A 21,415-nucleotide genomic window follows, 5' to 3' on the forward strand; every position below is an offset into this window, starting at 1 on the left:
TGGAAATAGACAATATCACCCAAATCTGCTATACTGTAAGCACAACAGTAAAAGGAGGCGATCCGTATGAAAAAACGGCACGCAGCGTTAGCGGCACTGGCTCTTGTGGGGATTTTGAGCGGGTGCGGACAGACAAAGACACAGCCGGCGGATAATACCATTGCCATCGCGCCGGTGGAGAAGAAAGCGAATACAGCACAGATTGACAAGTCTGTGAAGTATGAATTTTCCGGTAATCATGCGGACGCCAACGGAATTGAAATCCAGCGTTATGAATGGGATGGCAGCGCGTGGAACAAGGATGATTACGGTCTTTTCACGGTGAATTCCGAGGAAGTCGGGAAAAGCAGCGGTATCATCCAGTTCGATCCGGAAACCGATGCGGTCAATACGGAATACAATATCAATATTCAGTCTGACGACTTCGGCGGCTCCATGCAGTTTGCTGACTCGTCCAAGCTGAGCGGCCTGCCGACAGAGCGGCTGACCTCGTCTGTGGCCATGCAGGAAGAAAAGATTGACGATCTGGCGGTCGATGTGGAGATTCCACTGCTTGTGCGCACATTCCGCACGGATGGCACGCAGATTCTGGTGGCGATTGATGCGTTCTCTGACCCGGGAAACAGCTCGGCGCTCAAATACAGCAGCTATGCAGAAGCGTACACCGTAAAATTTGTAAAGAACGATCATCTCTAAACATGCAATGCCCTGACACCCTGTCAGGGCATTTTTCTCTTTACTCTATCGGACGAAAACGATATAATGAGGACAGGATTTACGGATGGGGTGAAGGCTATGACGCATCAGGACAGCCCTCTCGGCACCGCGCCGGTCGGGAAGCTGGTTTTGCAGCTCGCGATACCGGCCATGCTGGCGCAGTTCGTCAATATATTATACAGCGTTGTGGACCGCATGTATGTCGGCCATATCGCGAACGCAGGCGATGCCGCGCTTGCGGGCGTCGGCGTCTGTGCGCCGGTGGTGACGATGATCACCGCACTCGGCGCGCTGATCGGCTTCGGCGGCGGTCCGCTGATGAGCATCCGCATGGGGCGGCGCGACATGGACGGCGCGCGGCAGATCGTTGCGAACAGCTTTTATCTGCTGCTCGCGCTCAGCGTTATGGCAACCGTGCCGCTGCTCGTGTTCCGGCGGCAGATTCTGTTCACCTTCGGATGCAGCGAGGCGCTGTGGGAGTACGCCGAGGCGTATTTTACGACCTATGTCTCGGGCACGGTGTTCGCGGTGATGAGCTACGGCCTCAATCAGATCACGATGAGCCAGGGCTTTGCCTCGACGGCGATGCGGTCGGTCATGCTCGGCGCGGCGGTCAATATCGCGCTCGACCCGGTTTTCATCTTTGTGCTGAACATGGGTGTGCGCGGCGCGGCGCTCGCGACCGTGTTTTCCCAGATCTGCTCGACGGCGTATATCCTGCGCTTCCTGCTCGGCGGCAAAGCGGCGGTCGGCATCACCCGGCAGCCGGTCAATCCCGGCTGGATGCGCCGCATCGTGCAGGTCGGTCTCTCGCCGGCGCTCATCATCGCGCTCGACAACGTGCTGCTCATTTCGGTGAACATCATGCTGCGCAGATACGGCGGCGCGGACAGCGATATGCTCATCGCGTGCGCGGCGGTCATGCAGAGCTTCATGCTCATCATCACCATGCCGCTCGGCGGCATCACGGCAGGCACGCAGTCCATCCTCGGCTATAACTACGGCGCAGGCAATACGAAGCGCATCGCGCAGGCGTTCCGTGGCATCATCCTGCTGTGCGTGGTGTTCTGCGGCCTGATGTTCGTTCTCGCGCAGACGGTTTCCGGCTCTTTTGTACGGATTTTCACCAGAGACCCGGCGTATATCGATATGGCGTCGTACATGATACGCACGTATTCGCTCGGCGTGCTCGGTCTCGCGATACAGTACCCGGCGGTGGACGGCATGACCGGCATGGGGCTGATCCGCTGGGGTCTGACGTTCTCCATGCTGCGCAAGGGGCTGTTCCTCGTGTGCGTATTTGTCCTGCCGCCGCTGTTCGGCGCGACAGCCGTCATGTTCTCCGAGCCGATTTCCGACATCACCGCAGCGGTCGTGTCCGCCTGCGGTCTTGCCTATGTCCTGCCGAGGCTGCTGCGCAGGCAGCAGGTCTGAGGGCAACAGCGGGTTGCTTGCCTGCCGGCCTTGTTTGTGATAAGGTTCTGTCAAGGAGATGATACATATGGAAACGAAGGATGTTCTGCAGCGTCTGAGAACGGAAAAGAAAATGACACAGGATGAGCTGGCGGAAAAGGTTTTCGTGACCCGTCAGGCGGTCTCGCGATGGGAAAAAGGGGAGACCACGCCGAATGTGGAGACGCTCAAGCTGCTTTCCGGGGTGTTCGATGTTTCGATCAATACGCTGCTGGGTTCTCCGCGACAGCTGATCTGTCAGTGCTGCGGCATGCCGCTCGAGGACGGGACCATGAGCCGGGAAATCAACGGCTCGTTCAATGAGGATTACTGCAAATGGTGCTATGCAGACGGCGAATTCAAATATGACAGTGAGCAGCAGCTGATCGACTTCTGCGTTGAGCACACGGCGAGCGAAAGCTGGCCTGCGGAGCAGGTAAGGGCGCATATGGAAGCGGTCGTTCCGCAGCTGCGGCACTGGAAAAAACGGCAGCAGGAAAGCTGAAGCAGCGGCATGGGAGACCGGTCTCGCTGTGCGCGAAAACAGAAAGGAGACCGGTCTCGCGACCGCGCAGTCAGGTGCGGAGGATACAGAGGATACACGCTTTGTACAAACTACCTATTTACGAAAGCGAATGCGGCCGTTATAATATGTATAGATATGAATTTCCGCCCGACGGAACACAGAACGATAACGGAGGAACAGAACATGGACGTAAAAGAACGCGCACTCGAGGCACATGAAAAATGGGCAGGCAAGATCGAGGTCGTTGCCCGCTGTGAGGTGAACAGCAAGGACGATCTTTCCATCGCCTACACGCCCGGCGTAGCCGAGCCGTGCCTCAAGATCAAGGACGATCCGTCCCTCAGCTATAAATACACGCGCCGCCACAATCTCGTTGCGGTCATTACCGACGGCACGGCAGTCCTCGGTCTGGGCGACATCGGCCCGCTCGCCGGCATGCCGGTCATGGAGGGCAAGTGCGCGCTGTTCAAGGCGTTCGCGGACGTCGATGCGTTCCCGCTCTGCGTTGCGTCCAAGGATGTTGACGAGATCGTGCGCACGGTCCAGCTGATCTCCGGCTCGTTCGGCGGCATTAATCTTGAGGACATCGCCGCTCCGCGCTGCTTCGAGATCGAGCGCCGCCTCAAGGAGGTCTGTGACATTCCGGTATTTCATGATGACCAGCACGGCACGGCGGTCTGCTGCGGCGCGGCGCTGCTCAACGCCTGCCGCCTGACCGGCCGCAAGGTGGACGAGATCAAGATGGTCGTCAACGGCTGCGGCGCGGCGGCGATCGCAGTCACCAAATTCCTGATGTTCCTCGGCGTAAAGGACATCACGATGGTCGAGCGCTTCGGCATCGTCTGCGAGGGCGACGAGCGCCTCAACCCGGCGCAGGAGGAGATGGCGAAGGTCACCAACCGCGGCCACATGACCGGCACGCTGGCCGACGCGGTCAAGGGCGCCGACGTATTCTTCGGCATGTCTGCGCCGCAGGTGCTGACTGCCGAGATGGTCTCCACCATGGCGAAGGACCCGATGGTGTTCGCGATGGCAAATCCGGTCCCCGAGATCTGGCCGGAGGACGCAAAGAAGGGAGGCGCGGCTGTTGTCGGCACCGGCCGTTCGGATTATCCGAACCAGATCAACAATGTGCTCGCGTTCCCGGGCATTTTCCGCGGCGCGCTCGACGTCCGCGCAAGCGACATCAACGAGGAGATGAAGCTCGCGGCGGCAAAGGCGATCGCGTCCTGTGTCTCTGATGAAGAGCTGACCGCAGAGTACATCATGCCGATGGCGTTCGACAAGAAGGTCATCCGCACGGTCGCGGACGCGGTCGCGCAGGCGGCGCGAGACAGCGGCGTGGCGCGCATCTGATGCCGAAGTCGGTTTCTGCGTAAAAAAGTTCAGAAAGCCAATTTGACCGCGCGGGGAGAAAACTCGCGCGGTTTTCGCTGAAAATGAGCGTGCACGCGCACGCACGGTTGCAAATTGCTCGGAATGCGGCAGCCTGCACAAGTCCTGCCCGCGAAAAAATGCGTTTGACATTTAACGTGCATAAGGGTACAATAAGAATATCAAAATGTGTTTGTTTATGTGCAGACGCAGAGAGAAGATTATGGAGGGAATAACTATGTTAGATCCGAAGAAAGTAAGACTGGGTATCTGCCCGATCGGCTGGTCCAATGATGATATGTGGGATCTCGGCGACGAGAACACCTTCCAGCAGTGCATCTCTGAGATGAAGCTCGCTGGTTTCGACGGCTGCGAAGTCGGCCACAAGTACCCGGAAGACAAGACCGTCCTCAAGCACATGCTGGACGCTCGCAACATGACCATCGCTTCCAAGTGGTTCTCCTCTTTCCTGGTTGACAAGCCGTACGAAGAGGTTGAGGCTGAGTTCGTCAAGGAGCTCGAGTACCTGTCCTACGTTGGCGCTACCGCTATCAACGTTTCTGAGCAGTCCGGCTCCATCCAGGGCCAGCTCGACACCCCGGTTCTCGACGACAAGAAGCGCGTTCTGACCGACGAGGAGTGGGATCGCTTCACCACCGGCCTGAACAAGCTGGGCAAGCTGTCCATGGAGAAGTACGGCATCCGCACCTGCTTCCATCATCACATGGGCACCGTATGCCAGACCGTTGAAGAGACCACCCGTCTGATGGAGAACACCGATCCGAAGTACGTATTCCTGTGCTTCGATACCGGCCACTTCACCTTCGCAGGCGAGGATCCGGTCAAGATGCTCGAGAAGTTCGCTGACCGCGTTGGTCACGTTCATCTGAAGAACATGCGTATGCCGCTGGTTGAGAAGGCTCGCGCTGAGCACTGGTCCTTCCTGGACGCTGTCCGCGCTGGCGCTTTCACCGTACCGGGCGATCCGGACGGCTGCGTAGAGTTCGACAAGGTATTCGACCTGCTTGACAAGGCTGGTTACTCCGGCTGGATCATGGTCGAGGCTGAGCAGGACCCGGCTAAGGCTAATCCGTTCGAGTACGCTAAGATGGGCCGTGAGTACATCACCAAGCACACCGGTCTCGGCGGCGAGGTTGTCCTCAAGTAATTTCATATTACAGATAACAGAAGGTGCTTCCGTTTATGCGGAAGCACCTTTTTTAGACTGCCGAAAAACTTTGCTGTCGACTTTTTCTGCTCGTTAAAAATCCCCTGCGAAAAATCTTCGCAGGGGATCTGCTCTTGAGACGCCTTTTTTACGGGAAATCCGGCTTCAGCGCTCGCACTTCCAGAAAAACGCCGAGCAGGGGGGCAGCTCGCTGCCGCCGCCGAAATCATGCGGCTCTCCGGTGATGAGGTCGACCGCGCGGCCGCATTTCGCGTCGAAGTGCGCAGTATACGGCTGGTCGTCGATATTGACCGCGATGAGCACACGCTCGCCGTCCGCACACCGCTCCCAGATGCACTGCCTGTTGGTGAGGACGAGCTGCCGGAAGTCACCGTAGCACAGTGCGCGGCTCTCACGGTGCGCCTTCGCCATCGCGGCGATGGTGTCGGTCAGCGCGTTCCACTCAGGCGCGTCGAACGAGGGGCGCAGCGCGTCGTCGCCCTGCTGCTTGTTTCCCTCCGCGCCCCATTCGCTGCCGTAATAGATGCACGGAATGCCCGGCATGCCGAAGAGCAGCGCGTAGATGAGGGGCAGATGGCGGCGGTTCTGGAGGATGGACGCGACGCGCGTCACATCATGGTTGTCGACGAACGAGAGCAGATGCCTGCCGCGGTACAGCGTCCAGTTTTCCGGGCCGAACTGGCGCAGCAGGGAGTGCGTGATCTCGAACAGATTGTAGCTGTTCATCGAGGAATACAGACCCTTGTAGCACTCGTAATTCGTGCAGGAGTGCAGCAGACCGTCCCCGACGAACTGATTGTAGTCGCCATGCAGCAGTTCGCCGACGAGGAAGAAATCCGAGCCGAACGAGTCGCAGAACGCGCGGAGCTGACGGAGAAAATCCTTATCGAGGCAGTAGGCGACGTCCAGCCGCAGACCATCGATGCCGAATTCCTCCTTCCACAGGCGGATGCAGTCGAACAGATGATGCACGACGTCGGGATTGCGCAGGTTGAGCTTTACCAGCTCGTAGTGTCCTTCCCAGCCCTCGTACCAGAAGCCGTCGTTATAGTTCGAATTGCCCTCGAACGAGATGTGGAACCAGTCCTTGTAGGGAGAGTCCCATTTTTTCTCCTGTACGTCCCTGAACGCCCAGAAGCCGCGGCCGACATGGTTGAACACGCCGTCTAGCACGACCTTGATGCCGTGCTCATGCAGAGTCTCGCATACGGCTGCGAAATCGGCGTTCGTGCCGAGGCGGCAGTCTACCTTTCGGAAGTCGCGGGTATCGTAGCCGTGACTGTCGGATTCGAAGATCGGAGAGAAATAAACGGCGTTGCAGCCGAGACGCGCGATATGCTTGGCCCAGTCGGCAGCCTTGCGGATGCGCGGCACGGTTATGCCGTCGTTGACGCGCGGCGCGCCGCAGAAGCCGATGGGATAGATCTGATAAAAAACACTTTCATAAGCCCACATAGATCGTTGCTCCTTTACACGGGGGATATATTCAGTATAAACAAAATAGACAATTGATGCAATAGCAAAACGATAAAAACTGTGCAGAATGATTGAAACACAGGAAAAACAAAAAAGTGCTTGCAATCCGAACGGCGGTGTGGTATGATTATCTGGTAATTATGAGACGGGCATTCCTCTGCTCATTTTCAGATAAATGGGGCAAGAATGTCTAAGACGAAAGGATGACAGAAAAATGGATCTCGTAAAAGTACTGTCCGAGCAGCAGCTCAAGAGCGATCTGCCGGCTCTGAAGATCGGCGATACCGTAAAGGTACACGCTAAGATCAAGGAGGGCAACCGCGAGCGTATTCAGGTGTTCGAGGGCATCATCATTGCCAAGAAGCACGCTGGCGTTAACCAGACGGTTACCGTTCGCCGCATCTCTTACGGCGTAGGCGTCGAGAAGACCTTCCCGGTACATTCCCCGAACGTTGCCAAGTTCGAGGTTGTCCGCAACGGTAAGGTTCGCCGTGCCAAGCTGTACTACCTGCGCGGCCGCGTAGGCAAGGCTGCCAAGATCGCAGAAAAGATCTAACCAACACAAGCATCGCAGAAACGGGGAGCAGAATTACGCTCTCCGTTTTTGTTTTTGCACGGGAAAGCCGAACAGGGACTTGCGTCAGCTATCCGCTGCGGCTATAATGAAGTTGAACGTTTTTTCGAATGGAAAGGGGAGCGTGTATTATGGATGAAACCCGGAAAGAGGGTAAAAAGGAATTTGAGCCGCGCTTTACGAGCGAGCTGTTCGCCTGGGGCGAGTCGCTGATGGGCGTGCTGATCGCCTTTGTCATTATCTTTACGTTTGTCGTGCGCCTGTTCGGCGTGGACGGCATGTCGATGTATCCGACGCTCGAGGACCGCAGTATCATGCTCGTGAGCAACCTCGGCTATCACCCGGAAAAGGGCGACATCGTCGTGCTGCGCAAGGACGGCTTTTACAGCGATCAGCCGATCGTCAAGCGCGTCATCGCGACCGGCGGCGACACGGTCGATATCGACCCTGTCACGGGCGACGTGAGCGTCAACGGCGAAGTGCTTGACGAGCCGTATATCGCCGAGAAGATCGACACGCTCACGCGCATGGGCGACCTGTCCTATCCGCAGACCATCCCGGAGGGATGCGTGTTCGTGATGGGCGACAACCGCAATAACTCGACAGACAGCCGCGACAGCCGTCTCGGCATCGTAGACGAGCGCTGCATTCTCGGACACGTGCTCCGAGTAGTGTTCCCGTTCAGTGAATTTGGATCGGTGGAGTAAGATATGAATATTCAGTGGTATCCCGGACATATGACAAAGACCCGCCGGCAGATGGCGGAGTATATCAAGCAGGTGGACGCGGTGTGCGAGGTGGTAGACGCACGCATTCCGCAGGTCTCGCGCAACCCGGACATGGATGAGATCGCGGCAGGCCGTCCGCGCATGATGATCCTGAACCGCATCGACCTGGCTGACCCGAACAAGACGGCGGTCTGGGCGAAGCATTTCCGCGATCAGGGCATGGCGGTCATCCAGACCGACAGCCGCGCAGGCACAGGCACGCAGGCGTTCTCGAATGCGGTGCGCACGCTGCTCGCGGACAAGATCGAGCAGTGGAATGAAAAGGGCCTGGTCGGCAAGGCCGTCCGCGTGATGGTCGTCGGCATCCCGAACGTCGGCAAGTCCACGTTCATCAACCGCATTCTGGGACGGAAGTCCGCGAAGGCGGCCGATCGCCCGGGCGTGACGCGCGGCAGCCAGTGGTTCCGCGTCGACAGCGGCATCGACCTGCTCGATACGCCGGGCATTCTGTGGCCCAAGTTCGACGACGAGCGCGTCGGCATCCTGCTCGCCTGCACGGGCGCGATCAAGGACGATATTCTGGATGTTGAGACGCTCGGCTGCAAGCTGATGGAGCTGCTCAGCGTACAGGCGCCGCAGACCATCGTCGACCGCTACAGCGTCTCCATTCCCGAGGAGGAATGCGATTTTCTCGGCTACGAGCTGCTCCAGCAGGCCGGAAAGCGGCGCGGCTTCCTGCTGCGCGGCGGCGAGATCGACACCGAGCGCATGGCGCGCATCCTGCTCGACGAGTTCCGCGGCGGCGTGCTCGGCCGCATCACGCTCGAGATGCCCGCGGCGGCAGAGCAAGGAGCGGACGCATGACCTGGGAATATGAAGAAAGAGCATGGAAAAACGGCTTTGAGGCGGTCTGCGGCGTGGATGAAGCGGGACGCGGTCCGGTCGCGGGGCCGGTGTGCGCGGCGGCGGTCATCCTGCCGGGCGGCATCGTCATCGAGGGTCTGAACGACTCGAAAAAGCTCAGCGAGAAAAAGCGCGAAAAGCTGTTCGACGAGATCACGGAAAACGCGCTGGCATGGTCGGTCTCGCTCGTGGATGAGCGCGTAATCGACGAGATCAACATTTTACAGGCGACTTTCCGTGCGATGCGGCAGGCGGTAGACGGTCTGACAAGACCTGCGGATTTCGTCTATGTGGACGGCAACCGCTCGCAGGGGCTCGACCTCCCGCACGAGTGCGTGGTGTCGGGCGACGCGAAGATCCCGTCCGTCGCGGCGGCGTCCATCATCGCGAAGGTCACCCGTGACCGGCTGATGCGGCAGTTCGCGGAGCAGTATCCGCAGTACGGCTTTGAAAAGCACAAGGGCTACGAGACCAGAGCGCACGACGAGGCGCTGCTCACGCACGGCCCGTGTCCCATCCATCGCATGAGCTTTTTGAAGAAATTCTACGAAAAACATCCCGAAGCGCCGCGATGAAGGGCGCGTGGGGTGAAAATGCGGCAGCGGAATGGCTCGTCTCGCGCGGCTGGCATATACTGGAGCGAAACTACCGCACCCGTTTCGGGGAGCTCGACATCATCGCGGAAAACGAGCGTTTTCTCGTCTTTTTCGAGGTAAAAACACGCCGGAACGCCCGGTTTGCAGCGGCCTGTGAGGCGGTGACGCCGGCGAAGCAGGCGCGCCTCATTGCGGCGGCGGAGGCGTGGCTTCAGAGCGCTCCGGCCGAAAAGCAGCCGCGGTTTGATGTGATCGAGGTCTACGGAGAGGAAGGCGCGGCCGCGCCGCGCATCCGCCAGATCGAAAATGCGTTTGGAGGGTAAGAATGAAACTGTTTGATCTTCACTGCGATACCCTGTATGAATGCTGCGAGACAGGAAAGCACCTGCGCGAGAACGATCTGCATATCAACCGTGCAGCGGCGCAGAGATACGAGCATTATGTGCAGTTTTTCGCGCTGTTCTGCGGCGCATATCCGCCGGAGTCGCAGAAAAAGAAACGCTCCTGCCTGCTCGACACGCCGAAGGACGAGCGCCTCGCACGCATGCTGCAAACCGCGCAGACGGAGTTTGCGGCGAACGCGGACTGGCTGACGCTGTGCCGCAGCGGCGAGGAGCTGACCCGCGCCGCAGAAAGCGGCAAAGCGGCGGCGTTCCTCTCCATCGAGGGTGCGGAGCTGCTGCCCGAGCGGGAGGGCGCGCTCGATGAGGCATATGACGCCGGCGTTCGTCTGGTGACGCTGACATGGAACTATCGCAGCCGTTTCGGCTGCCCGTCCGCCATCGACCAGAACGAGGGTCTGACTGACGGGGGACGGCAGCTTGTGCGCGCGCTCGACGCAAGGCGCATGCTCATCGACGTCTCGCATCTGTCCGACCGGGGGTTCTGGGATGTATGCGGGCTGACCGACCGGCCGTTCGTGGCCACGCACAGCGACAGCCGTGCGCTCTGCCGCAACTCGCGCAACCTCACCGACGAGCAGTTCGCCGAGATCGCGCAGCGAGGGGGCCTTGTCGGCATCAACCTGTATACGCCCTTTCTCGTGCGGCAGAGCGATTCGGTGCTCGACGATGCGATCGATCATATCGAGCGCTTTATCGGCATGTACGGCGAGAAGATCGTCGCGCTCGGCTGCGATTTCGACGGCTGCGACCAGCTGCCTGTCGGCATCGAGGGTCTCGGCGATATGTACCGTCTCGCAGACCGCATGCTTGCCCTCGGATACCGGGAGGAGACCGTTTGCGGCCTGTTCTATGACAACGCTTTCGCGTTTGTACAGAAAATGCTGTGATAATCGGCTGTATTTTTTCGCATTTCGCTATTGCCGAACCATACCGGTTTGCTATACAATAATAAGGTATGGATTTTCCATGCGGCGATCAACAACACGTAGTATACAATACCACTGCGGAGGTTATGATAAATGGATTATGTAAGCACAAGAAACAGAGAACGCAAGGTTTCCGCGGCTTATGCCATCGCCAACGGCATCGCGCCGGACGGCGGTCTCTACTGCCCGACCTCGTTCCCTGCACTCACCGAGGCAGACTGGAAAACGCTTGCGGAGAGCGACTACAAGGGACGCTCTGCGCTCATCCTCGGCAAGTTCCTGACCGATTTCTCGGCAGAGGAGCTCGCGGACTTCGCAGCGAAGGCTTACGCTGACGAGAAGTTCGGCGGCGCGGACACCGCTCCGGTCGTGAAGCTCTCCGAGGGCAAGAACCTGCTCGAGCTGTGGCACGGCCCGACCTGCGCGTTCAAGGACATGGCGCTCCAGATGCTGCCGCATCTGCTGACCGCTTCGCTGCGCAAGACCGGCGAGACGCGCACTGCGTGCATCCTCGTTGCGACCTCGGGCGACACCGGCAAGGCAGCGCTCGACGGCTTCCATGATGTCCCGGGCACCAAGATCATGGTCTACTATCCGGTAGACGGCGTTTCCCCGATGCAGAAGCTCCAGATGGCGACGCAGGAGGGCGAGAACGTCGAGGTCATTGCCATCCACGGCAACTTCGACGACGCACAGAGCGCAGTAAAGCGCATCTTCACCGACGACGAGACCCGTGCACAGCTCGACAGGGACGGCATGATGCTGTCCTCGGCGAACTCCATCAACTGGGGCCGTCTCGCGCCGCAGATCGCGTACTATGTCTCCGCATACTGCGACATGGTCAAGGCCGGCACGATCCGCCAGGGCGATAAGATCAATGTCTGCGTCCCGACCGGCAACTTCGGCAACATTCTCGCGGCCTACATCGCAAAGCAGATGGGCCTGCCGGTGAACAAGTTCATCTGCGCGTCCAACCGCAACAACGTGCTGACCGACTTCTTCAAGAAGGACGGTGAGTACAACCGCAACCGCGATTTCTACACCACGACCTCTCCGTCGATGGATATCCTGATCTCGTCCAACCTCGAGCGTCTGCTGTTCTTCGCGTCTGACTTTGACGACAGGATGGTAGCCGAGCTCATGGCGAAGCTGAACGGCGAGGGCAGCTACAAGGTTGCCTCGGACGTATTCGCGAAGATCGCGGCCGACTTCGATGCCGGCTGCTGCGACGACAAGCACGCAGCGGAAACCATCCACAGGCTGTGGACAGAGGAGAAGTACCTGTGCGATACGCATACCGCCGTTGCGGTCCGCGTATACGAGGACTACCGCGCGCGCACGGGCGACGAGACTCCGACCGTGATCGCCTCCACCGCATCTCCGTTCAAGTTCTGCCGCGCCGTCATCGAGGCGCTCGGCGGCACGCTTGAAAAGGACGATGTGACCCAGCTCGATGTTCTGACCGGCCTGACGGGCGTACCGGCGCCCGCGCCGCTCGCAGCCCTCGCAGGCAAAACGCCGCGCTTTGACCGCGTGGTGGACAAGGCGGACATTCTCTCGACTGTCGCCCTGCTCAAGGACCTGTAATGGCGCTTTACACGCTGGCCGATCTGCATCTTGCCACCGATGTCGCCAAGCCGATGGATATCTTCGGCGGCCGGTGGGAAGGGCATACGGACAAGATCATCAGGCATTGGCGCGAGCTGATCGCGCCGGAGGATACGGTGGTACTGGGCGGCGATATTTCGTGGGGCATCAGCCTCGCGGAGGCAAAGGGCGATTTTGCCCTCATCGACTCCCTGCCGGGCAGAAAGATCATTCTGAAGGGAAACCACGACCTGTGGTGGGAGACGGCCTCTAAAATGCACCGCTTTCTGGACGAGAACGGGTTTGCGAGCATTGATTTCCTGCACAACAACTGCTTCTTTTACGGAAAAACGGCGCTGTGCGGCACGCGCGGCTGGCCGTTCGAGGAGGATTTTTCCGACCCGCACAACGAGAAGATCTTCAGGCGCGAGCTGCTGAGACTTGAGGCGTCGCTGCGGCTCGGCGCCGCAGAGCAGCCCGAGGAGATCATCTGCTTCCTGCACTATCCGCCGCTGTACTCGACCTACCGCTGCGAGGCTATCGTCGAACTGCTCAAAAAATACGGCGTAAAGCGCTGCGTTTATGGGCATTTGCACGGAAACAGCCTTAGATACGCGGTCACAGGCGAGGCCGAGGGCATCGAGTGGAAGCTCGTTTCGGGTGATTTTGTAGATTTTACCCCGGTTTTTCTGAAAAAATAGAAAAAACTATGGAAATCATGAGAAAAATCTGATAGAATGATTTAGATACAATCGAAAGTATTTAGTAAGGAGATTGGCAACATGGAACTGAAAAACACTGAAAAGCTCGAGCATAGCGTCGTAGCTCTCACGATCGAGATCACCAAGGCTGAGTTCGAGGCTGCAAAGGACAAGGCATTCAAGAAGAGCGGCAAGAACATCACCGTTCCGGGCTTCCGCAAGGGCAAGGCTCCGCGCAAGATGATCGAGAAGCTGTACGGCGAAGGCGTATTCTTCGAGGAAGCTTTCAATATTCTGTATCCGCAGGCTATGGATATGGCTGTCGAGAAGTCCGGCATCAAGATGGTCGGCCGTGCAGACGTAGATCTGGGCGAACCGGCAGAAGAGGGCGGCCTGACCATCATCGCCAAGGTACCGGTTGAGCCGGAAGTTGAGCTGGGCGAGTACAAGGGCATCGAGGCTGAGAAGGAGACCGTAAAGGTACTTCAGGCTGACGTAAAGGCTGAGCTGAACCGCATGGCACAGCGCTTTGCACGCACTGAGACCGTTGAGCGCAAGGCAAAGAAGAACGATACCGTTGACATCGACTTCGAGGGCTTTGTAGACGGCGTTGCATTCGAGGGCGGCAAGGCTGAGCATCATGAGCTGACTCTGGGCTCCGGCGCATTCATCCCGGGCTTCGAGGATCAGCTGATCGGCTGCAAGGCAGGCGACGAGAAGGACGTAGTCGTAACCTTCCCGAAGGAGTACCACGCTGAGGAGCTGGCTGGCAAGGAAGCTACCTTCAAGTGCAAGGTACACAAGGTAGAGGAGACCATCCTCCCGACCCTCGACGACGAGTTCGCAAAGGACGTTTCCGACACCTGCGAGACCCTCGACGACCTCAAGAAGGAGATCACCGAGCGCCTGAAGAGCGAGCGCCAGGAAGCTGCTGACGCTGCATTCGAGGAGAAGCTGCTCGACGTTGTCATCGCGGGCATGAAGGCTGATATTCCGGAAGCTATGATCGACTCTCAGGTCGACTCCATCGTTCAGGACTTCGGCTACCGTCTCCAGATGCAGGGCATGGGCCTCGAGCAGTACCTCAAGATGACGAACACCGAGATGGGCGCATTCCGCGCAATGTTCAAGGATCAGGCTGAGCGTCAGGTCAAGACCCGTCTGGCACTCCAGAAGGTCGCAGACCTCGAGAACATCACGGTTTCCGAGCAGGAGATCGCTGACGAGTACGCGAAGATGGCTGAGCAGTACAAGATGGACGTTGAGAAGATCAAGACCATCGTTGCAGAGTCCGCTCTGTCCGGCGACCTGCGCATCTCCAACGCTCTTGAGTTCATCAAGAAGAATGCCAAGGTCAAGAAGGCTTCCAAGAAGAAGGCTGAGGAGACTGAGGAGACCGCTGAGTAAGCATCTCTCCATATGGAATCACATGGAACCGGCCGTATGGCCGGTTCCATCAGTGTATCAGCGAACAAATTTTCTCCGCAATGCGACACGCATCGCGGAAATCCGAGAACAAACACCGACTCTTTTTCGAAAGGAGTTTTTCCAATGAGCTTAGTCCCAATGGTAATCGAGCAGACCGGCCGCGGCGAGCGTTCGTTCGATATCTACTCCCGTCTGCTGAATGACCGCATCATCATGCTGTGCGAGGAGGTCAACGACACCACCGCATCGCTTGTTGTTGCGCAGCTTCTGTATCTGGAAGCGCAGGACCCGGACAAGGACATTTCTCTGTATATCAACAGCCCCGGCGGCTCTGTCACCGCAGGCATGGCGATCTACGACACCATGAACTATATCAAGTGCGACGTCTCGACCATCTGCATCGGCATGGCGGCGTCCATGGGTGCGTTCCTGCTGTCCTCCGGTGCAAAGGGCAAGCGCTATGCGCTGCCGAACGCTGAGATCATGATCCATCAGCCGTCCGCCGGCACGCAGGGTCAGATCACGGACATGGCGCTTCACCTCAAGCGTCTCGAGATCATCAAGGAGCGCATGACGCGCATCCTGGCCGAGAACACCGGCAAGCCGTTCGAGACCGTTCACGCCGACTGTGAACGCGATAACTTCATGACCGCGCAGGAGGCTGTCGAGTACGGCCTGATCGACAAGGTTTTCGATAAGCATTGATGAAATTCTGCTGAACAGAGGTGCAGTATGCCGAATTATAAAGATGAAAAGCCGCTGAAGTGCTCCTTCTGCGGCAAACCCCAGAACCGGGTACGCAAGCTGATCGCGGGTCCGGGCGTGTATATCTGCGACGAGTGCATTGGCGTTTGCACCAGCATTCTGGAGGATGAACTGGACTTCATGCCCGAGCAGCACTGCGGTCAGATGGCTGCGGCACGGCCGGAGCATCTGCAGACGCCGCAGGAGCTGAAAGACGTGCTCGATCAGTACGTGATCGGCCAGGACCGCGCCAAGATCGCGCTCTCCGTTGCCGTTTACAACCACTACAAGCGTATCTACCATCCCGAGACCGAGGTGGAGCTTCAGAAGTCGAATATCCTGATGCTCGGCCCGTCCGGCTCGGGCAAGACGCTGCTTGCGCAGACGCTCGCCAAGACGCTTCAGGTACCGTTCGCCATCGCGGACGCGACGACGCTGACCGAGGCCGGCTATGTCGGCGAGGACGTCGAGAACATCCTGCTCCGCCTGATCCAGGCGGCGGACTTCGACATCGAGCTGGCCGAGCACGGCATCATCTATGTCGATGAGATCGACAAGATCGCGCGCAAGAGCGAGAATCCGTCCATCACCCGCGATGTCTCGGGCGAGGGCGTTCAGCAGGCGCTGCTCAAGATGCTCGAGGGCACGACGGCCAACGTTCCGCCGCAGGGCGGCCGCAAGCATCCGCATCAGGAGTTTATCCAGATCGACACGACTAACATCCTGTTTATCTGCGGCGGCGCCTTCGACGGTATCGAAGGCATCATTCAGAAGCGCACGGGCAAGCAGGGCATGGGCTTCGGCTCGGAGATCAAGGGCAAGGAAGAGGAGCAGACCGACCGTCTGCTCGCGCAGATCGAGCCGCATGATCTGATGAAGTACGGCCTTATCCCCGAGTTGATCGGCCGTCTGCCGGCTATCGTCTCGCTCGATACGCTCGATAGAGATGCGCTCGTGCGCATTCTGCAGGAGCCGAAGAACGCGCTCGTCAAGCAGTATCAGACCATGTTCGAGATGGACGGCGTCAAGCTGAACTTTGAGCCGGAGGCGCTCATCAAGGTAGCGGAGACGGCGCTCGAGCGCAAGACCGGCGCACGCGGTCTGCGCGGCGTACTGGAAAACGTGATGACCGACATCATGTTCAGCATTCCGTCCGACAAGACGGTTTCCTCGGTCACCATCACCCCGGAGGTCGTCATGGGAACGGGCGAGCCGGTGGTCGAGCACGACGCGATGCCGGTGGACCCTGAGCCGCCGAAGAAGCGCACGCGCAAGACAACCAAAAGTGCATAATAAGACCATCACAGCATACGCGGACAGGATGTTTTTTCCTGTCCGCGCTTTTTATGCTGCCGGCCTTTATTCGTGAACAAAGTGTAAAAAGTGAAAAAACAGAGGAATTTTGCCGATTTGTGACAAAAAGACAGAGGAAAACCGCTTTACAAATGCGCGGAAAAATACTATACTGTCTTTATATACGAATTTTCCCTGCAAGGAGATACACTATGACAGAACAGCTTGGAACGACTGTAAGCCGCCTGCCGGTGCTTCCGCTGCGCGGCCTCGTTGCGTTCCCGAATATGATAATCCACTTCGATGTGGGCCGTCTGCTTTCCATCCGCGCGCTGGAAGCGGCGATGAAGAACGGTCAGACGCTCTTTCTGACTGCACAGCGCGACCTCAAGACGGACAACCCGTCCCCGAGCGATCTCTACCAGATCGGCACCATCTGCCAGGTCAAGCAGATCCTGCGCCTGCCGGGCGACAATATCCGCGTGCTCGTCGAGGGCAAGCAGCGCGCGCTCGTGCATCAGTTCTTCGCGGCGCAGGACGACAAGACCTGCATCTATGCCGAGGTAGAGCAGCTCGAGGACTATGTTTACGGTGTGACCGAACGCCGTGCGCAGGCGCTTGTCCGCACGGCGCAGGAGCGCTTTGCGGAGTACGCCGACAATGCGCAGCGAATCTCGCCCGATGTGGAGCTGACGGTTGCCGAGGGCGGCGACGCAGGCTTCCTCGCGGATTACATCGCGCAGAACATCAGTATCGAGGTTGCGGCCAAGCAGGACATCCTCGAGGAGCTCAGCATCACGCGCCGTCTGACCATGGTCATCCGCCTGCTCGGCGAGGAGACCGAGGTGCTCAAGCTGGAAAACGAGATCCAGGACGAAGTTAAGTCCCAGATGGATAAAAATCAGCGCGAATACTACCTGCGCGAGCAGATCAAGGTCATCCAGACCGAGCTCGGCGAGCAGGATGCAGCGGCGGAGGCTGAGACCTACCGTCAGCGCATTCTCGACCTCAAGCTGCCGCAGGAATGCGAGGAAAAGCTCATCCGCGAGGTGGACCGCTTCGCCAAGCTCGGCGGCTCGAATGCGGAGCAGGGCGTCGTGCGCACTTATCTCGATACCGTGCTTGATCTGCCGTGGCGCAGCAGGAGCGAGGAGCGTCTCGACCTCGAGGAGGCGCAGCGCATCCTCGACCGCGACCACTACGGCATGAAAAAGGTCAAGGAGCGCATCATGGAGTTTCTGGCGGTCCGCACGCTCGCGCCCAGCCTCAAGGGACAGGTGCTCTGTCTCGCAGGCCCTCCGGGCGTCGGCAAGACCTCTATCGCGAAATCCATCGCGGAGGCGATGGGCCGCAGCTATGCCCGCATGAGTCTGGGCGGCGTGCGCGATGAGGCCGACATCCGCGGTCACAGAAAGACCTACATCGGCGCAATGCCCGGCCGCATCATGGACGCGCTGCGCCGCGCCGGAACGTCCAATCCGCTCATCCTGCTCGACGAGATCGACAAGATGGGCAGCGATTTCCGCGGAGACCCGGCCTCCGCGATGCTCGAGGTGCTCGACACCGAACAGAACGTCGCGTTCCGCGACCACTATATCGAGCTGCCGTTCGACCTGTCCGATGTCGTGTTCCTCACGACGGCGAACGATCTTTCGGCTGTTCCGCGTCCGCTGCTCGACCGCATGGAGGTCATCGAGCTGCCGAGCTACACCGAGGAGGAGAAGCGCCAGATCGCGCTGAATCACCTGCTGCCGCGCCAGATGGACAAGCATGGCCTTAAGAAGGGTCAGCTGGTTATTTCCGAAGAAATGCTCGCGAAGGTCATTACGGGCTATACCCGCGAGGCCGGTGTGCGCCGTCTGGAGCGCGTGCTCGCCAAGCTGTGCCGCAAGGCGGCGCGGCATATCGCGGACGGCGGCCGCAGACTGACGGTCTCGAACAGGAATATCGAGGAGCTGCTCGGCGTCGCGCCGTTCAAAAAGGATGTCGTGTCCGCGAAGGATGAGGTCGGCATCGTAAACGGCCTTGCATGGACGAGCGTCGGCGGTGAAATGCTCGAGGTAGAAGTGGCGGTCGTGCCCGGAACGGGCAAGATCGAGGTCACGGGCAATCTCGGCACGGTCATGCAGGAGAGTGCAAAGGCGGCAGTCACGTTCGTGCGCTCGCGCGCGGAGCAGCTGAACATCGATCCGATGTTCTACAAGAACAACGACCTGCACATCCATTTCCCTGAAGCGGCTATCCCGAAGGACGGCCCGTCGGCCGGCGTGACCATTACGACGGCGATCATTTCCGCGCTGACCGAGGCGCCGGTGCGTCACGACGTCGCCATGACGGGCGAGGTAACGCTGCGCGGCCGCGTGCTGCCGATCGGCGGTCTGCGCGAAAAGACCATGGCGGCCTACCGCGCAGGCATCAAGACCATCGTCATCCCGAAGGACAACGAGAGCGACTTACAGGATATTGAGCCTGTGGTACGCGAAAACGTCGCGTTCGTCGTCGCGGAGCATATGGACACGGTCATGGAGACGGCGATCGACTTCTCGCGCCGTCCCGGCAAAAAAAAGAAAACATCGCGTCGCATGCCTCCCAAGGCTGACGCTGAGACAACGGCGGTGGTACAATGAGCAACGAAAAAAAGGCACCCAATCTTCATAATGTGGAATTCCTGCGTTCGGCGGTCAAGGAGAGCGATTTTCCGTTTGACAGCCTGCCGCAGATCGTTTTCGCCGGCAAATCCAATGTCGGCAAAAGCTCGGTCATAAACAAGCTGCTGAATCGCAAGAATTTTGCGCGTGTCAGTGCGCAGCCGGGCAAGACTATTCATATCAACTACTTTACCATTGACAAGCAGCTGTACTTCGTCGACCTGCCGGGCTACGGCTACGCGCGCGTCTCCAAGGCGGAGCAGCAGCGCTGGGGCGCGCTGATGGAGACCTATTTTGCGATGGGTCTGCTGACGCTCGGCATTCAGATCGTTGATATCCGTCACAAGCCGACGCGCGATGACATGACGATGGCGGAATGGTTCCGCGCATCGGGCAAGCCGTGGGTGATTATCGCCAACAAGCTCGACAAGATCAAAAAGAGCCAGCTTGAAGGCAATATTGCAGAGATCCGTCAGACGCTGCTCCTGCCCGAAGAGGTTCCTGTTATCCCGTTCTCGGCGGAGAAGGGCATGGGCCGGGAGGAAGTCCTGTCGATCATCTTTGATCACGCCGCGCGAAAGGAAGAATAACATGAATTTTCTGCGCCGATTTATGGCAGGCCGATACGGCAGCGACCAGCTGAACAACGCGTTGCTGCTGCTCGCGATCGTTCTCATGGTGATCGAATGGGTGATGAAGTGGAACTGGATGAGCATGTTCATTCTCGCGCTGTTTATCCTGTGCTACTTCCGCATGTTCTCGCGCAACATTCAGGCGCGCTACGCCGAGAATCAGAAATTCCTCCAGAAGTGGGGGCCTGTCTCGCGCCGCCTGCATAATGCCGTGCTGCGCTTTCAGGATCGGAAAACGCATCGCTACTTCAAATGTCCGAACTGTCACAAGCGCCTGCGCGTCCCGAAGGGCCGCGGCAAGATCACGATCACCTGCCCGCACTGCCGCACGCAGTTTGTCCGGAAAAGCTGAAAAACCGTTGATTGCACAGATAAAAGACGGTTTCTTGATTTTTGACGCGAAATATAGAAATGTCGGCCATTATTCTGCGTAAAACTTATGGAATATTACCAGTTTGCTCTTGCAATTTCTGCAAAATGCCGTATAATAAGAGTAACATAATATTCAGGGGGCGAGTCCGATGGCCATAGACCAGTTAACAGCAAAGATTTACAATAAGCTCAGCAAAGCCAACCTCGCAGGTGCAGAAGGCAAGGTTGCCGTTCAGTTCAATCTTACCGGCAAGGTAACGGGCGTTTTCTATATCGAAATCCTCAATGGCGTTCCGTCCGTAATGCCGTATGAGTACATCGATCATGATGCAATTGTGTCCGGTTCGCTGACCAATATCGAAAAAATTGTCAGCGGCAAGCTGATCCCGCAGGTTGCAGTCGCAGAGGGCAAGATCAAGATCGAGGGCAACTTCGACAAGGTTATGCTTCTGGCCGAGCTGATGAAGTAAAGCAGATAAAACAGGATAATGAAAAAGGCTCGCCGCATCGTCCGGCGAGTCTTTTGTATCAAAAGATACGGAAAGAGGGCAAAGTATGAAGAAAACAAAAAGAAATCGGAACAGAAAAGGGATTGCTGTTGATATCGTCGCATGTGCATTGTCTGCGGTAAGTGTGGCTTTTTCGATTGCGGCCTTCGTGATCAGCCTGGTTCGTAGAAATTCCGACTGAATTTTTGAAAATAATGCTTGACTTTATGCCTCTCACTGTGGTATTCTATTAAAGCTGTCGCTGAGAGGCACGGCGGTCGAGCTGAAAAGCGGTTTGAAAAGAACGAAAAAAGTTCTTGACAAACGGATTTCGGTTTGATATAATAAATAAGCTGTTTCGAAAGAGACGGCGGTCAGAAAAGTTTGATTTTTGAAAGATCTGCCTCAAAAACTTCGAAAAAGTTTTGAAAAAGTTCTTGACAAATGAAAAACAGTCTGATATAATAAATAAGCTGTTGAAAAGCAGTTAAGAACTTCGAAAAGTTCTGAAAAATGCTTGAAAACAGCAGATTGTACTTTGTAAATTAAACAACGATGTGCTTAAAATTTTGTTCGATATGAACAAGGTTGTAGTGCGAACCTGAAATTTCGAGAGTTTTTTACTCTTGGTAAATCGCTGGAAGTCACAACTCCAGT

At 57.8% G+C, this 21,415-nt stretch carries 22 protein-coding genes; 21 read left to right on the forward strand and 1 reads right to left on the reverse strand.

Annotation, left to right across the window (positions count from 1 at the left end; all coding sequences use genetic code 11):
* Positions 1-66 precede the first annotated feature (66 nt).
* The 5 genes from H8S02_RS11360 to iolE all read left to right on the forward strand — a co-directional run bounded on the left by H8S02_RS11360 (position 67) and on the right by iolE (position 5,237).
* Positions 67-696: a hypothetical protein gene (locus tag H8S02_RS11360; protein ID WP_186970607.1), complete on the forward strand. Its 630-nt coding sequence runs from the start codon at positions 67-69 to the stop codon at positions 694-696.
* Positions 697-762: 66 nt separating this feature from the next.
* Positions 763-2,151: an MATE family efflux transporter gene (locus H8S02_RS11365; RefSeq protein ID WP_243166512.1), complete on the forward strand. Its 1,389-nt coding sequence runs from the start codon at positions 763-765 to the stop codon at positions 2,149-2,151.
* Between the two features lie 67 nt (positions 2,152-2,218).
* Positions 2,219-2,674 (forward strand): zinc ribbon domain-containing protein, encoded by a 456-nt coding sequence (locus H8S02_RS11370; protein WP_186970608.1) that lies wholly within the window; start codon positions 2,219-2,221, stop codon positions 2,672-2,674.
* A 204-nt stretch (positions 2,675-2,878) separates the two neighbouring features.
* The gene (locus tag H8S02_RS11375; RefSeq protein WP_186970609.1) at positions 2,879-4,051 is read left to right on the forward strand and encodes an NAD(P)-dependent malic enzyme; all 1,173 of its coding nucleotides are present in this window, start codon (positions 2,879-2,881) and stop codon (positions 4,049-4,051) included.
* A 256-nt stretch (positions 4,052-4,307) separates the two neighbouring features.
* On the forward strand, positions 4,308-5,237 hold the full coding sequence (iolE, locus tag H8S02_RS11380) for a myo-inosose-2 dehydratase (protein ID WP_118686571.1): 930 nt from the start codon (positions 4,308-4,310) through the stop codon (positions 5,235-5,237).
* Between the two features lie 165 nt (positions 5,238-5,402).
* Here the strand turns inward: iolE and H8S02_RS11385 are convergent, their stop codons facing one another.
* Complete coding sequence (locus H8S02_RS11385; protein WP_186970610.1) at positions 5,403-6,713, reverse strand: alpha-amylase family glycosyl hydrolase; 1,311 nt, start codon at positions 6,711-6,713, stop codon at positions 5,403-5,405.
* A gap of 235 nt (positions 6,714-6,948) precedes the next feature.
* On the opposite strand from H8S02_RS11385, the gene rplS reads away from it, so the two are divergent.
* The 16 genes from rplS to H8S02_RS12725 all read left to right on the forward strand — a co-directional run bounded on the left by rplS (position 6,949) and on the right by H8S02_RS12725 (position 20,960).
* Positions 6,949-7,290: a 50S ribosomal protein L19 gene (rplS, locus tag H8S02_RS11390; RefSeq protein ID WP_186970611.1), complete on the forward strand. Its 342-nt coding sequence runs from the start codon at positions 6,949-6,951 to the stop codon at positions 7,288-7,290.
* A 149-nt stretch (positions 7,291-7,439) separates the two neighbouring features.
* Positions 7,440-8,015, forward strand: coding sequence for a signal peptidase I (lepB, locus tag H8S02_RS11395; RefSeq protein ID WP_118686574.1), 576 nt, complete (start codon positions 7,440-7,442; stop codon positions 8,013-8,015).
* 3 nt (positions 8,016-8,018) lie between these two features.
* Entirely contained in the window at positions 8,019-8,900 is an 882-nt protein-coding gene (gene ylqF, locus H8S02_RS11400) for a ribosome biogenesis GTPase YlqF (RefSeq protein ID WP_186970612.1), read from the forward strand.
* Positions 8,897-9,514 (forward strand): ribonuclease HII, encoded by a 618-nt coding sequence (locus H8S02_RS11405; protein WP_186970613.1) that lies wholly within the window; start codon positions 8,897-8,899, stop codon positions 9,512-9,514. The genes ylqF and H8S02_RS11405 overlap by 4 nt, the downstream gene beginning before the upstream one ends.
* Positions 9,511-9,858: a YraN family protein gene (locus tag H8S02_RS11410; RefSeq protein WP_186970614.1), complete on the forward strand. Its 348-nt coding sequence runs from the start codon at positions 9,511-9,513 to the stop codon at positions 9,856-9,858. Before H8S02_RS11405 ends, H8S02_RS11410 begins: the two co-directional genes overlap by 4 nt.
* A gap of 2 nt (positions 9,859-9,860) precedes the next feature.
* On the forward strand, positions 9,861-10,826 hold the full coding sequence (locus tag H8S02_RS11415) for a dipeptidase (protein WP_186970615.1): 966 nt from the start codon (positions 9,861-9,863) through the stop codon (positions 10,824-10,826).
* 132 nt (positions 10,827-10,958) lie between these two features.
* The gene (gene thrC / locus H8S02_RS11420) at positions 10,959-12,452 is read left to right on the forward strand and encodes a threonine synthase (protein ID WP_186970616.1); all 1,494 of its coding nucleotides are present in this window, start codon (positions 10,959-10,961) and stop codon (positions 12,450-12,452) included.
* On the forward strand, positions 12,452-13,153 hold the full coding sequence (locus tag H8S02_RS11425; RefSeq protein ID WP_118686580.1) for a metallophosphoesterase: 702 nt from the start codon (positions 12,452-12,454) through the stop codon (positions 13,151-13,153). Before thrC ends, H8S02_RS11425 begins: the two co-directional genes overlap by 1 nt.
* A gap of 81 nt (positions 13,154-13,234) precedes the next feature.
* The gene (gene tig, locus H8S02_RS11430; RefSeq protein WP_186970617.1) at positions 13,235-14,560 is read left to right on the forward strand and encodes a trigger factor; all 1,326 of its coding nucleotides are present in this window, start codon (positions 13,235-13,237) and stop codon (positions 14,558-14,560) included.
* Between the two features lie 144 nt (positions 14,561-14,704).
* Positions 14,705-15,286 (forward strand): ATP-dependent Clp endopeptidase proteolytic subunit ClpP, encoded by a 582-nt coding sequence (gene clpP / locus H8S02_RS11435; protein WP_118686582.1) that lies wholly within the window; start codon positions 14,705-14,707, stop codon positions 15,284-15,286.
* Between the two features lie 27 nt (positions 15,287-15,313).
* Positions 15,314-16,618, forward strand: a complete 1,305-nt coding sequence (gene clpX / locus H8S02_RS11440) for an ATP-dependent Clp protease ATP-binding subunit ClpX (protein ID WP_186970618.1) — start codon at positions 15,314-15,316, stop codon at positions 16,616-16,618.
* 212 nt (positions 16,619-16,830) lie between these two features.
* Entirely contained in the window at positions 16,831-19,245 is a 2,415-nt protein-coding gene (lon, locus tag H8S02_RS11445) for an endopeptidase La (protein WP_186970619.1), read from the forward strand.
* Positions 19,242-19,856 (forward strand): ribosome biogenesis GTP-binding protein YihA/YsxC, encoded by a 615-nt coding sequence (yihA, locus tag H8S02_RS11450; protein WP_186970620.1) that lies wholly within the window; start codon positions 19,242-19,244, stop codon positions 19,854-19,856. The genes lon and yihA overlap by 4 nt, the downstream gene beginning before the upstream one ends.
* Before the next feature lie 22 nt (positions 19,857-19,878).
* Entirely contained in the window at positions 19,879-20,250 is a 372-nt protein-coding gene (locus tag H8S02_RS11455; protein ID WP_243166513.1) for a hypothetical protein, read from the forward strand.
* 169 nt (positions 20,251-20,419) lie between these two features.
* Entirely contained in the window at positions 20,420-20,740 is a 321-nt protein-coding gene (locus H8S02_RS11460; protein ID WP_186970622.1) for an SCP2 sterol-binding domain-containing protein, read from the forward strand.
* A gap of 85 nt (positions 20,741-20,825) precedes the next feature.
* Positions 20,826-20,960, forward strand: coding sequence for a hypothetical protein (locus H8S02_RS12725; protein WP_272884506.1), 135 nt, complete (start codon positions 20,826-20,828; stop codon positions 20,958-20,960).
* Positions 20,961-21,415 lie beyond the last annotated feature (455 nt).

The organism is Agathobaculum hominis (genome assembly GCF_014288055.1).
Classification (GTDB): Bacteria; Bacillota; Clostridia; order Oscillospirales; family Butyricicoccaceae; genus Agathobaculum; species Agathobaculum hominis.

Bases quoted from the DNA above. Each gene is read 5' to 3' on its own strand.
- H8S02_RS11360 (WP_186970607.1), top strand. From the start codon at position 67: ATGAAAAAACGGCACGCAGCGTTAGCGGCACTGGCTCTTGTGGGGATT.
- H8S02_RS11365 (WP_243166512.1), top strand. From the start codon at position 763: ATGAGGACAGGATTTACGGATGGGGTGAAGGCTATGACGCATCAGGAC.
- H8S02_RS11370 (WP_186970608.1), top strand. From the start codon at position 2,219: ATGGAAACGAAGGATGTTCTGCAGCGTCTGAGAACGGAAAAGAAAATG.
- H8S02_RS11375 (WP_186970609.1), top strand. From the start codon at position 2,879: ATGGACGTAAAAGAACGCGCACTCGAGGCACATGAAAAATGGGCAGGC.
- iolE (WP_118686571.1), top strand. From the start codon at position 4,308: ATGTTAGATCCGAAGAAAGTAAGACTGGGTATCTGCCCGATCGGCTGG.
- H8S02_RS11385 (WP_186970610.1), bottom strand. From the start codon at position 6,713: ATGTGGGCTTATGAAAGTGTTTTTTATCAGATCTATCCCATCGGCTTC.
- rplS (WP_186970611.1), top strand. From the start codon at position 6,949: ATGGATCTCGTAAAAGTACTGTCCGAGCAGCAGCTCAAGAGCGATCTG.
- lepB (WP_118686574.1), top strand. From the start codon at position 7,440: ATGGATGAAACCCGGAAAGAGGGTAAAAAGGAATTTGAGCCGCGCTTT.
- ylqF (WP_186970612.1), top strand. From the start codon at position 8,019: ATGAATATTCAGTGGTATCCCGGACATATGACAAAGACCCGCCGGCAG.
- H8S02_RS11405 (WP_186970613.1), top strand. From the start codon at position 8,897: ATGACCTGGGAATATGAAGAAAGAGCATGGAAAAACGGCTTTGAGGCG.
- H8S02_RS11410 (WP_186970614.1), top strand. From the start codon at position 9,511: ATGAAGGGCGCGTGGGGTGAAAATGCGGCAGCGGAATGGCTCGTCTCG.
- H8S02_RS11415 (WP_186970615.1), top strand. From the start codon at position 9,861: ATGAAACTGTTTGATCTTCACTGCGATACCCTGTATGAATGCTGCGAG.
- thrC (WP_186970616.1), top strand. From the start codon at position 10,959: ATGGATTATGTAAGCACAAGAAACAGAGAACGCAAGGTTTCCGCGGCT.
- H8S02_RS11425 (WP_118686580.1), top strand. From the start codon at position 12,452: ATGGCGCTTTACACGCTGGCCGATCTGCATCTTGCCACCGATGTCGCC.
- tig (WP_186970617.1), top strand. From the start codon at position 13,235: ATGGAACTGAAAAACACTGAAAAGCTCGAGCATAGCGTCGTAGCTCTC.
- clpP (WP_118686582.1), top strand. From the start codon at position 14,705: ATGAGCTTAGTCCCAATGGTAATCGAGCAGACCGGCCGCGGCGAGCGT.
- clpX (WP_186970618.1), top strand. From the start codon at position 15,314: ATGCCGAATTATAAAGATGAAAAGCCGCTGAAGTGCTCCTTCTGCGGC.
- lon (WP_186970619.1), top strand. From the start codon at position 16,831: ATGACAGAACAGCTTGGAACGACTGTAAGCCGCCTGCCGGTGCTTCCG.
- yihA (WP_186970620.1), top strand. From the start codon at position 19,242: ATGAGCAACGAAAAAAAGGCACCCAATCTTCATAATGTGGAATTCCTG.
- H8S02_RS11455 (WP_243166513.1), top strand. From the start codon at position 19,879: ATGGCAGGCCGATACGGCAGCGACCAGCTGAACAACGCGTTGCTGCTG.
- H8S02_RS11460 (WP_186970622.1), top strand. From the start codon at position 20,420: ATGGCCATAGACCAGTTAACAGCAAAGATTTACAATAAGCTCAGCAAA.
- H8S02_RS12725 (WP_272884506.1), top strand. From the start codon at position 20,826: ATGAAGAAAACAAAAAGAAATCGGAACAGAAAAGGGATTGCTGTTGAT.